This is a genomic window from Chryseobacterium carnipullorum, assembly GCF_003815695.1.
Taxonomy (GTDB): domain Bacteria; phylum Bacteroidota; class Bacteroidia; order Flavobacteriales; family Weeksellaceae; genus Chryseobacterium; species Chryseobacterium carnipullorum.
In genome coordinates this window covers 4,003,033-4,014,904 of sequence record NZ_CP033920.1, presented here as the reverse complement: position 1 = coordinate 4,014,904, position 11,872 = coordinate 4,003,033, and the positions used below count along the sequence as shown (strand labels likewise).

12 protein-coding genes and 1 other RNA gene are annotated in these 11,872 nt (G+C 36.8%); 2 read left to right on the top strand and 11 right to left on the bottom strand.

The annotated features are described in order from the left end of the window. Nucleotides 1–59 precede the first annotated feature (59 nt). From EG346_RS18320 to EG346_RS18305, 4 genes are all read right to left on the bottom strand, one after another. Nucleotides 60–761 carry a GIN domain-containing protein gene (locus EG346_RS18320; protein ID WP_123880622.1) on the bottom strand — a complete coding sequence of 234 codons (702 nt, stop codon included), beginning with the start codon at nt 759–761 and terminating at the stop codon, nt 60–62. Nucleotides 762–1,609: 848 nt separating this feature from the next. Beyond that, nucleotides 1,610–2,002 carry a hypothetical protein gene (locus EG346_RS18315; protein ID WP_123880621.1) on the bottom strand — a complete coding sequence of 131 codons (393 nt, stop codon included), beginning with the start codon at nt 2,000–2,002 and terminating at the stop codon, nt 1,610–1,612. Between the two features lie 2 nt (nt 2,003–2,004). Then, the gene (locus EG346_RS18310) at nt 2,005–2,955 is read right to left on the bottom strand and encodes a glycosyltransferase family 2 protein (RefSeq protein WP_123880619.1); all 951 of its coding nucleotides are present in this window, start codon (nt 2,953–2,955) and stop codon (nt 2,005–2,007) included. Nucleotides 2,956–2,971: 16 nt separating this feature from the next. Continuing rightward, the gene (locus EG346_RS18305) at nt 2,972–3,571 is read right to left on the bottom strand and encodes a DUF4199 domain-containing protein (RefSeq protein ID WP_123880617.1); all 600 of its coding nucleotides are present in this window, start codon (nt 3,569–3,571) and stop codon (nt 2,972–2,974) included. A 130-nt stretch (nt 3,572–3,701) separates the two neighbouring features. Between EG346_RS18305 and ffs the strand changes: the two genes are divergently transcribed. After that, nucleotides 3,702–3,799: signal recognition particle sRNA small type (ffs, locus tag EG346_RS18300), an RNA gene on the top strand. 105 nt (nt 3,800–3,904) lie between these two features. Here ffs and EG346_RS18295 read toward each other — a convergent pair. From EG346_RS18295 to gyrA, 6 genes are all read right to left on the bottom strand, one after another. Further along, on the bottom strand, nt 3,905–4,591 hold the full coding sequence (locus EG346_RS18295; RefSeq protein ID WP_073334466.1) for a metal-dependent hydrolase: 687 nt from the start codon (nt 4,589–4,591) through the stop codon (nt 3,905–3,907). Between the two features lie 317 nt (nt 4,592–4,908). Then, nucleotides 4,909–5,355, bottom strand: a complete 447-nt coding sequence (locus tag EG346_RS18290) for an SRPBCC family protein (protein ID WP_123880615.1) — start codon at nt 5,353–5,355, stop codon at nt 4,909–4,911. A gap of 11 nt (nt 5,356–5,366) precedes the next feature. Continuing rightward, nucleotides 5,367–6,296 (bottom strand): 1,4-dihydroxy-2-naphthoate octaprenyltransferase, encoded by a 930-nt coding sequence (gene menA, locus EG346_RS18285; RefSeq protein WP_123880613.1) that lies wholly within the window; start codon nt 6,294–6,296, stop codon nt 5,367–5,369. An 87-nt stretch (nt 6,297–6,383) separates the two neighbouring features. Beyond that, a complete protein-coding gene (locus EG346_RS18280) occupies nt 6,384–7,220 on the bottom strand; it encodes a 1,4-dihydroxy-2-naphthoyl-CoA synthase (protein ID WP_123880612.1) in 837 nt (278 codons plus the stop codon). A gap of 161 nt (nt 7,221–7,381) precedes the next feature. Next, nucleotides 7,382–8,407: a tetratricopeptide repeat protein gene (locus EG346_RS18275; protein ID WP_073334463.1), complete on the bottom strand. Its 1,026-nt coding sequence runs from the start codon at nt 8,405–8,407 to the stop codon at nt 7,382–7,384. Nucleotides 8,408–8,435: 28 nt separating this feature from the next. Further along, a complete protein-coding gene (gene gyrA, locus EG346_RS18270) occupies nt 8,436–11,024 on the bottom strand; it encodes a DNA gyrase subunit A (protein ID WP_073334462.1) in 2,589 nt (862 codons plus the stop codon). A 148-nt stretch (nt 11,025–11,172) separates the two neighbouring features. Here gyrA and EG346_RS18265 point away from each other — a divergent pair, with 148 nt between their 5' ends. Beyond that, nucleotides 11,173–11,487, top strand: a complete 315-nt coding sequence (locus tag EG346_RS18265) for a DUF4286 family protein (protein ID WP_073334461.1) — start codon at nt 11,173–11,175, stop codon at nt 11,485–11,487. 43 nt (nt 11,488–11,530) lie between these two features. Here the strand turns inward: EG346_RS18265 and EG346_RS18260 are convergent, their stop codons facing one another. Next, nucleotides 11,531–11,767: a hypothetical protein gene (locus tag EG346_RS18260; protein WP_073336602.1), complete on the bottom strand. Its 237-nt coding sequence runs from the start codon at nt 11,765–11,767 to the stop codon at nt 11,531–11,533. Nucleotides 11,768–11,872 lie beyond the last annotated feature (105 nt).

Here is an 11,872-nt window from a genome sequence, read left to right as displayed (position 1 = left end):
TGAAACGCATTCATTTCTTTTTTGCCTATGATAACTTCGCTCCTCCATGTTCCTTCTAACTATTCCAATTTTTTATTCTCAACACGAGCCTGCTTATCAATTTTAAAGGCACGAATCGGGTTGTCATAATAGATAAATTTGGCCGTATTCTGAATATGTCCTTTTAAAGAATCTTTTACATTCACTTCTGCGTAGTTTCCGTTTTTAGAATCGATATTCAGGTTTTCTATTTTCCAGTAAGGAGCGATCAGACTGGCTGTGTCTGAGATCTTTATCACTGCATTTTTGGTCAGTCCCAAAAAGTTGGCGCGACTTTTATTCTGCATGTCTACTTCTGCCCTTCTTGTGTTCACTGAACCCATAAAAGTAGCGTGATTTTTTAAATTAAGCCTAAAATTGTCAGTCTTAATTTCACTTGAAATATTCATTTCTACAGAGTCTGCAACAGCCACTTTTTCAAGATTATATTTAGAATAAATCGTCACATTATAAAAATCTACTCCTTTCGTTCCTCGTTTTTCTTTGATAAAAAGGGTCTTGTCTTTTACATCTACATCCAAATTGCTTGCTACATTGGGATATGTTTCAATTTCCACAAAATTCTTATCGCCTCTGGCATAAAATACACGGAATTTTCCTTCCAGATCCAGATTCACAAATTCTGAAACATCCACGTCCTTTCTTTCAATATTTCCTTTCGGAGAAACTTTTCCGCAGGAAACCACCGCCAGCAGCAGGGATGTGTACCATATTTTTTTCATATTCAATTTAAAATATTCTATATAAAATCGTAATTATGGCAAGACTTTCTACTCCCATCAGAACATAAAGTACCTATACTCTCCAAAGCAGACCGAGTTTTGAGTATGAATTTTTAAATGCACTCCAATACGTAACTGCCGGAAAGAGAATGAAAAGAATGAACAAAGCCTTGTCTAAAATATTGAAAATCTCCGCTGCAGGTTTCCACAGACTGATAAGACTTACCATATCATTAAACAAAAATAGGATTAAAATTCCTAACAGGCTTACTGTTCCAATGATAAAATGCTCGGCAATATTCAATTTTATTTAACAACAGTATCAGGATTATCGCTGTATTTCATTTTTAACTTATGATCGACCCTTCTCTATTTGCCCTTATCTCGTGGCGAAATAAAGGAGTTATCTCTATCAAATACCAGCATTCCTTTTCCGTATCGGGAATTATTCTTCTTCGTCTTCAGCGTATCAATTGCAGTTAGTTTCCCATCATACCCATCTATAAACTCCCAGGATTCTAAAAGAGCTGACGATTTACAGGAGGACAATAAAGCCAGGAAAAAACACATAAAATAAAGGGTGAAAATTTATTATTATTTGTTATCAATCTTATCAATCACAAGGCAAATATAAGTAAAAAACACCGCTAAAAACAGGTTATTATTATGTTTTTTGCCAGTTTATCACCCTTTTGTTGTTCTTTATATTTGCTGAATTGTTTTAAAATATAATCCGTTGATATTAATTTTTCAAAAAATTCAGAATAAAAAATGCCCCAAAAAGTTTAGAACTCCTTAGGGCATTTTATGATAGATCAGGATTTTACGGTATTGAGCAAAAACCTATTTTAGTAATTTTCAATTGATGCAGAATAGATCATCAGTGCAACAAGAATAACAACGATAACTGCGCCAATGATGAGCGGTTTCCATAGTGCTTTCTTTGGATATTGCTCTTCATTCGGAAAATATTTCGGAACAAAATAATAAGAAAGAAAACTTCCTCCTGCCATACCACATAGATAAGACAGTGAGCTTTTCGGATTCTCCGGTATATTAACGATAAAAATAGTCAGTATTGTAATTAGAACAGAAATTCCAAGTACAATATAGGCCTCTTTCTTTTTATTGACATCCAGCAGATTCTGAAATAATAAAACACCGCCAAAAAGGGTAGAAAGAAAAATTGAAAATCCTAAAATTGCTTTTTTTGAGTATATTTTGGGTAGCTTCTCCTCCATAATTATATTATTTCATCAATATTATAATTCTTATGTTCTCTATTGGTTCTGATGATCATTTCACCTAAGAATCCGGCTATAAAGAGCAGTGTTCCCATAATCATCATCGTGAGAGCAATAAAAAACCAAGGATTATTGGTGATCAGATGTCCATAAATTCCTCTTGCGACATCAATCAGTTTTGAAACTCCTAACCCAAGTGCAGAAAGAAAACCAACGATAAACATGACTGTTCCTACGGCACCGAAGAAATGCATTGGCCTTCCTCCGAACCGGCTTACAAACCAAAGCGTTACAAGATCCAGAAATCCTCTGATAAATCTTTCGGTTCCGAATTTTGAAGTTCCGTAAGGTCTTGCCTGATGTTGCACTTCTTTTTCAGTAATTCTTCTGAATCCCGCATTGGCTGCCAATACCGGAATATAGCGGTGCATATCTCCATAGACATCGATTGATTTTACCACCTGTTTTTTATAGGCTTTCAAACCGCAGTTGAAATCATGAAGATACACTCCTGATACTTTTCTTGCTGCTGCATTGAATAGTTTTGACGGAACATTTTTGGTCATTACGTTGTCAAAACGTTTCTTTTTCCAGCCTGAAACAATATCATAGTTATCTTCAATAACCATCTTATAAAGCTCAGGAATTTCTTCCGGAAAATCCTGTAAATCAGCATCCATGGTAATAACCACATCTCCGTTTGCTCTTTCAAAAGCAGCATGAAGGGCTTGCGATTTTCCATAATTTCTGGAAAATTTTATGGCGTGGATCTGAGGGTGCTGAACCTTCATATTTTCAATAATACTCCACGACAGATCTGTACTTCCGTCATCTACAAACCAGATTTCATAGGACAATCTGTTTGAATAACAAACATTATCAATCCTTGAAAAAAGCTCTTCCAAAGAGTCCTCTTCGTTTAATAACGGAATAACTATAGATAAATTCATTTAATTTTAATAAAAATTATTCTTGATTTTCTGTTTCCTGGTAAACTGATCTCGTTCTGAAAAACGCTCCAAAAAACACTGACAAAACTACGTAAAATATAAGGATTGCCGCAAAATATCCTGAAAAATGACTTGCTGTAAGCATATCTTTTCCTTTAATGGCTTCCGGAGAAAAGCTTGGAAGCCTTTCTTTGTATTTTTGGTCTAATTCGTCGATATCTTTCTGATGTTTCATGATCTTTCTTGCAGACTGATACTCAGAATCTAATTCGGTTTTTTGTCTCTGCACATACTGGTAGTTCAGTAGTTTTTTTGCCTCCGGATCTACAAAGTTCAGGAAAGCATAGATGCTGAAGATAGATAGAATTCCTCCGATAAACATCGGAACAAACGCTCTCGAAAACGCATCTTTAAAACGGACTACTCTATTTTTGTTCCAGAAAGTTTTCACGGACCAGAAAGCGCCTCCCGCATAAACAATCGGGAGAACAAAAGCATTGATTTTCAGCGAAGTATCAAAATAGCTGATTCCCGAGAAAAAGTAATAGGCTACAAAAAAAATGATCATTGTAGCGATAAAAAGTATAATTCCTAATGTTGATGGACTTTTCGTCATGTTAGATTTTTTAAAAAAAGTTGAAAAATTATTGCTCTAAATTCCAGCTATTTAGCTTAAATACTGCATTTTTTCGACTAATTTTCTTTAATAATATTTTGAAGTTTATAAATTATTCCTACCTTTGCAACGGCAAGTCCTAAACAACCAGCTCCTGAGAATCCTCCAGGGTGGGAACGCAGCAAAGGTAATTGGTCGTAGCGGTGTGATTTAGGTAGCTTGCCATTTTTTTTTATTTTAAGTTGAAGTAAGGTAATTGGAAGATTATCTTTTTTTGTTTCTATACTTTTCAACATACTCATTTTCATTTTCAAATTACCCTTCATTCTTTATTTAAAATTCAAACTCCTCTCCTAGTTTAGGCAGAACAAGTTCTACATTTTTATCAGCAAAATGCTTCAATGCACTTTCATGATTAATTTCAATGGCAGGAAAAGTATCAAAATGACATCCGATCACTTTCGGGGTCTTCAATAATTCTGCTGCTGCAAAAGCGGCTTTTCTAGGGCACATGGTATAGTGGCTTCCAACAGGAAGGATAGACAGGTCAATATTCCCGAAAAGCCTTGGAAACAGCTCCATATCCGCCATTACTCCGGTATCTCCGGCCATATAGATGTTCTTCCCTTCAGGAAGTCTGAAAATATATCCTACAGGAACACCTCCGTAGCTCCCATCAGGGAATGAACTCGTATGATGAGCCGGTACCATGGAAATTTTAAGATCGTCGATTTTTGCCGATCCTCCTAAGTTCACATCATCTTTGTTCTTTGCTGTTTTAAAGTACGCACAGATTTCCGGAACTGCAATAATGGTAGCTTCCGGGTGAAACTGTAATACTTCTTCCACATCAGCGATATGATCGCCATGCGCGTGAGTCAACAAGATGTAGTCGATCTTCTGAGCGGCTATATCAAAGCCTGATTCCGCTTTTTTGTAATTGTAAAAAGGATCACTTAAAATTGTTTTGTTTTTGTATGTAAACAAAAAACAGTTTTGTCCTAAAAATTGTATTTTCATTTTTAATTGATTTTTTTTATTAAGTACATGAAACTGTTGAGTTGAATAAAATCTGATACAACAGTAAGCACGTAGGTATTATGACAAAGATCTGAAGGATTAATAAATGTTTTTGAGGCTTAATTTTTCCTATTAATAGCAAAAAAGCCAGCACTCCATTGGCAACGACTATTAAAGAGGTTAAAAACGGAAGAAAATTGATATCAGAAACCGACATCCCTTCGCGTAATTCTCTAATCAAATCGTATATAAGAATTAAAGTAAGAATAACAGATAAACAAGAAGTTGCCTTATATACTACATTTTTCATTTATCGTTTATTTCTGTGGAAATTTATCCCCGATCAGATTCAATCTGATTCCATATTCCAGATACGCCTTACAACCGTCGAGGACTGTTGTAAACCCACCTGTATTGTCATTCATCACTTTGAGAAGGTCCTGGCCTGTCTGGGCAAAACCATAGCTTTTAATAACAACGAGAGTGCCTTGCTCCATTTTTTTGAATTCATAGTCTACGTTTACAGCAGGATCTCCCCACTCTGTTTTGATCAACTGATTGGGAATAATCTTAAAAACATTTACCTTGGATTTTGCACCATACATTTCCCATTCCCAGGTTACTGTTTTATTTTCTTCCAGTTTTCCGGTAGATTTTGTAAACCAGAACTGAGTGGTTATTTCAGGATTGATGAATGCTTCAAAAACCTCTTCCACTGGTTTTCTGATAAGCATCTGAGCTTCAACGTAGACATTTGCACTCATCAGGATATTATTTAGTTAAAAAAATTAAGTCCAAAGGCTGTAAGAACTGCCATTACAAAGGTCATGATACCCACTTGTTTCAAGTACTGATCTAATTCCTTAGGTTCTTTTACCGTCATTATTTTTCTTCTCAACTTCATTAGTGGTAAAAGAAGGATCATCACAATAAAAACGTAATAATTCTGCGCCTGTATGAAACCGTTCATTCCTAAAAACATAAGGATGAAGATCAACGGAAGCTGCAGTAAAATCATTTCGTAGATCATGGCATTTTTAAAACCTATTCTCAGTGCTAGACTTTTCTTACCGGATAATCTGTCACTTTCAATATCCCTCATATTGTTAAGGTTTAAAACTGCCATACTCATCATTCCGATAGCTGTTCCGGGAAGTAGCATATCCCAGCTGAAAGTTTTTGTAAACAGGAAATAGCTCCCGCACACGGAAACCAGTCCGAAAAATACAAACACAAAAAGATCTCCCAATCCCATGTATCCGTAAGGCTTTTTTCCTACGGTATATCCTATTGCGGCCAAAATACAAGCAACACCCAATCCGATGAAAGTATAAAATTCTTTCATAAAATCAGGAAAAAATGCTACATATAGAAGTCCAACGGTAGCTATAAATGACAGTACAGAGAAAAGAATGACTGCATTTTTCATCTGCTTAGCTGTAATCTTTCCTGAAGCTACTGCCCTTGACTCTGCTTCATTGATTCTTTTGGCGTCGGTTCCTTTGACACCGTCTCCGTAGTCATTGGCATAGTTTGATAAAATCTGATATAAAAGCGTCACTAAAAGTGCCAGAGCAAAAATTCTCCAGTCCCACGTTCCACCCTCGCGGTACAGCCTCCATTTTGCGATGAAAGCCCCCATAATAATTCCGCTTAATGAAAGCGGTAAAGTTCTTAGCCTTGCGGCCTTTATCCAATCAGTCATAATTTGTATAATGTAAAATGTACGATGTACAATGTAAAAGTGTAATGCATATTATTAATACATTTTACTTTGTACTTTAATACAGTCTTAAGAGATCCACTGATTTTCTCCGAAGTCCGGTTTTCTTTTTTCAAGGAATGCATTTCTTCCTTCCTGCGCTTCTTCTGTCATGTAAGCCAAGCGCGTTGCCTCTCCTGCAAATACCTGCTGCCCTACCATTCCATCGTCGGTAAGATTCATGGCAAATTTCAGCATTCTGATAGATAATGGAGATTTGGCTAAAATTTCCTGAGCCCATTCATACGCTGTATCTTCTAATTCTGCATGTGGAATCACCGCATTGACCATTCCCATATCCAAAGCTTCCTGAGCAGAATAATTTCTACCTAAAAAGAATATTTCACGGGCTTTTTTCTGCCCTACCATTTTAGCAAGGTAAGCAGAACCGTACCCCCCGTCAAAACTTGTAACATCTGCATCAGTCTGCTTGAAAATGGCGTGTTCCTTACTTGCTAACGTAAGATCGCAAACTACGTGAAGTGAATGTCCGCCACCAACAGCCCATCCCGGAACCACCGCGATAACAACTTTTGGCATGAAACGGATTAAACGCTGAACTTCCAGAATATTTAAACGATGTCTTCCATCTTCTCCCACATATCCCTGATGTCCTCTCGCTTTCTGATCTCCTCCGCTGCAAAAAGCCCAACCTCCGTCCTTGGGACTTGGCCCTTCTCCGGTAAGCAAAACAACCCCTATTGAAGAGTCTTCAGAGGCGTCATAAAAAGCATCGTATAATTCGGAAGTTGTTTTTGGACGAAAAGCATTTCTAAGCTCAGGTCTGTTGAAAGCAATTCTTGCTACACCATTACATTTTTTATAGGTAATATCTTCGTATTCTTTGACGGTTTTCCACTCTATCATCTTGTAAAAAATTTTTCTCAAAGATACGGAATTGCTTAGAATTTTTACAGTGAAATTTAACTATAATCGCTGTAGAGGAGCGTATTGTATTTTAGATTAAAAAAACAAAAAACCGGAACATTTCTGCTCCGGTTTTCATTTATTATTCAATTAAAGAAATACTATTTCGCTTTTGCTTTAAGCTCAGCTTCTTTAGCTTTTAAATCTTTAATTTTATCCATATTTTTTGTGACAATATAGATTTCTTTTAGTGCAGTAAGCGCATCAAGATTTTCTGGTGCCGCTTTGTACCAACCTTCAGCATATGGAAGTGCTTTACTAAATCTTTCTCTTCTTGCATCGATCAGTTTAGTAGCTTCATCCGGCTTATCTTTTCTTGAAGCATTAATCTGAGCTACTATTTTAGAATCATCCCCAACCACTGCATACACAAGGTTCTGGTAAGCATTATCGAAATCTGGTTTAATCTCGATTGCTTTTTTGAATGAAGCAATGGCATCTTCTACTGTAGCAGGGTTTTTAGACTGCATAACTCCAAGATTATACCAGTTGGTAGCATCATTAGGATTTTTAGCCAACTGCTCTTTCAATGCTCCAATGAATTTTTCTGTGTTTCCAGAATCATAGTAAGCGGTAGCCTGAGCTTCTTTAAGTTTAGCATTATTCGGATATTTTGCCAATCCTTTTTCAATGATCACTAATGCTTCATTAGATTTCTTTGCATTAAGAAGCAATGTCGTTAACGTTTCATATAGATCCGGTTCAACACTTGCTGTCTGTTCAGTTTTGAAATCTGAATAATCAGCATTCTTCTTCATCAACTCCCAGGTAGCTTTATCCAAAGGTACTACTTGTCCGGTTTTCTTCTCTTTTGCAGTATAATTTGTCTGAACACCTGTAAAACCGGAATTAATAAGATCTGTATATATTTTGATGGATTCTTCGGTGTTATTGGCCAAAGCATAACTTAATCCTGCATAATACATGTATATCTTATCATCCTGTCCGCTTGTTTTCAGTAAGTTATAAACTTCTAAAAACTTAGGCGCGGCAACAGTGTAGTTTTTTGCATTATACGCATCCATTGCTGCTTTGTTCGTTTCCTGCAATTTGGCATTCACATCACCCTTCTGTCCGAAAACGAAAGCAGAAGCCACGATTGCTATACCTAAAATGAGTTTCTTCATAATAACTATATTATATTAATTGTACATTTTATTCTTCAGAATCAGAACCCTCATTTTCCTCTGCCTGAGTATCCTGTTCAGCCTGAGGTGTTATATTGTCTTCCTGGTTATCAGTTGCAATCACCGTTCCTTCTTCATTTTCTTCAGAATCTTCCTCTACCACATCTTTATCCATTTCTACTTTTGCAATGGCTGCAATTTCGTCATTTTTCTTAAGATTGATCATTTTTACTCCCTGGGTATTTCTTCCCATTACTCTCATTTCATCCATATTCATTCTGATGGCAACACCGGACTTATTGATGATCATCAATCCGTCTTCGTCTGTCACATTCTGAATAGCAATCAGATTTCCTGTTTTTTCGGTAATGTTTAGCGTAATAACTCCTTTTCCTCCTCTGTTGGTAATTCTGTAATCTTCTACGGCCGTTCTTTTTCCGTATCCTTTTTCAGAAACGACAAGAACTGTTTCTTTGTCCACATCATTCACAACAATCATACCAATTGCCTCATCATTCTCATCCATCGTGATCCCACGTACCCCAATAGATCCTCTCCCTACCTCTCTTACTTTTTCTTCAGGGAAACGGATACATTTACCATTTTTAGTAGCAATCATGATCTGAGACGTTCCGTTGGTTAAGTAAGCTCCTAACAACTGGTCATTATCTCGGATTTCAATAGCGTTCACCCCATTCACTCTTGGTCTTGAATACGCTTCAAGAGACGTTTTCTTGATGGTTCCATTCTTGGTTACCATTACTACGCTCATCTGATTGACATACTCAGCATCCTTCAGGTTATTGGTTCTGATATACGCTTTGATCTTATCATCCTGTTCGATATTGATCAGGTTTTGTACTGCTCTTCCTTTTGAAGTCTTAGATCCTTCAGGAATTTCAAATACTCTTAACCAATAACATCTTCCTTTTTCTGTGAAGAACAACATGTACTGGTGGTTGGTCGCAGATACGATATATTCAAGGAAATCTTCATCCCTTGTTGTCGCTGCTCTGTTTCCTACTCCACCTCTGCTCTGAATTTTGTATTCAGAAAGGGAAGTTCTCTTAACATATCCTGCGTGTGAAATCGTAAGAACCACTGCTTCATTCGGGATAATATCTTCAATAGACATTTCTCCTCCTGAATAGTCAATGGCAGTTCTTCTTTCATCACCATATTTTTCTTTAATTTCAGCCAGTTCTTCTTTGATGATTTCGAATCTTCTAGGTTCATTAGCCAAGATATCTTCCAAGTTCATGATCTCTTTCATGATCGCGTCATATTCATCACGGATCTTGTCAAGTTCCATTCCCGTAAGACGTGCTAACCTTAAATCAAGGATAGCCTGAGCCTGAATTTCAGAAAGATCAAATGCCTCGATCAATCCTTCTTTTGCACCCTGAGGGTTTGCACTGTGACGGATGATGGAGATTGCCCTGTCTAATGAATCCTGAGCTCCGATCACTTTCATGAAGCCTTCTAAGATATGTGCTCTTTCTTTTGCTTTCTTAAGCTCAAAATGAGTTCTTCTTACAATAACTTCGTGTCTGTGCTCTACAAAATGATGAATGATATCTTTTAAATTCAGCTGTTCAGGTCTTCCTTTTACCAAAGCAATGTTGTTAACACTGAAAGAAGTCTGAAGTGCTGTATATTTATATAACAGGTTCAGGACAACATTAGGAATTGCATCATTTTTAAGTTCATAAACGACACGCAGACCATTTCTGTCCGATTCGTCTCTGATCTCGTGAATACCTACAATTTTATCATCCTTAACAAGTTCAGCTGTTCTGGCAATCATGTCAGCCTTATTTACCTGGAAAGGAACTTCAGTAACGATAATCGCATTTCTGTTTCCAATTTCTTCGAAATTGACTTTTGCTCTTAACACCACTCTTCCTCTTCCCGTATGGAAAGCATCTCTTACTCCGTCATAGCCATAGATTATCCCTCCTGTAGGGAAATCCGGAGCTGTAATATGCTGCATTAATTCATCGATGGTAATATCTTTATTATCGATATACGCCGAAATAGCATCTACAGATTCTGATAAGTTGTGAGGTGCCATATTGGTTGCCATCCCCACAGCGATCCCAGATGTTCCGTTGACCAGAAGATTTGGAATTTTAGTAGGCATAACGGTAGGTTCCGTCAAACTGTCGTCAAAGTTATTTTGAAAATCAACAGTTTCCTTATCTAAATCGGCAAGAATATCATCCGATATTTTTTTCAGTCTTGCTTCTGTATAACGCATTGCTGCAGGCGGGTCTCCGTCCATTGAACCGAAGTTACCCTGTCCGTCTACCTGAGGATAACGTAAGCTCCAAGGCTGAGCCATTCTTACCATTGCATCATAAACAGAAGAGTCTCCATGCGGGTGGTATTTACCTAAAACATCCCCAACAATTCTGGCCGATTTCAAATATTTTCTATTAGAAAAAACCCCTAATCCATACATACCATAAAGTACTCTTCTATGAACGGGCTTCAGGCCGTCTCTTACATCCGGCAACGCTCTTGAAACGATAACCGACATCGAATAATCGATATAAGACGATTTCATTTCATCAACAATGTTGATAGGAATCAGTCTTTCTCCTTCTTTTTGCATAAACAAATTTTATTATAATGACAGTCAGACCCTTAGCTGTGCGTCTGAAAATTATTTATTTCCAATTTTTATTAACGGGCTAATTTACGAAATTTTTACCGATTTTTGTGCTAGAATTTATCCAGAAAATCTTAAAAATTCATAAAATATGAGCTTATTGAGTATAACTTTCCATTGTACTAAAAACAATATTGAAGAATGGGAAAATTATATTGACGAAACACTGATCCAGATGGCTGAAAACCTGATGGATGTCAATAAATATATTCTTTCTGACGTGCACACTGATTATATTGATGAGGGTAAGAATTACAATCTTCTTCTGATTTTTGATAATGAAGAACTCAGAGAGGATTTCATCAAAAGTGAGATGCTGAATATCGCAGAAAGGGTTGAGAAAAAATTCGGAACGGAAGTCATGATCTTCAATACATTCCTGAATCCTAAGAAATCCAGATTTTAAGTACAAATTAAAAGCCCTGAAAAATCAGGGCTTTTTTATTTTTTCAATCTCTGTGATGTTTTCTGCCTTTGTGTTTATGATGGTGGCGGTCTCTGTGATCATTATCATCATAATACACTCTTTTTTTGACCTGTCCCGGTGCATAATACCTCGCGCTTCCTCCATACATTCTTTTGGCGTGTCCCGGCGGAACTCTTCTTACATGCTGATCATGTACAACACATGATGACATCATGAACAAGACCGTAACGACTCCTGCCATTTTAATTAAACCTTTCATTATTCTACTTTTTCAAATTTCGGTAGTGAAATAACAAGGTTGATGCCAAAATTTAAAAAAGAGGTTAGAGGTTAGAAATTAGAAGTTAGTTTAGTGATCTCTTTC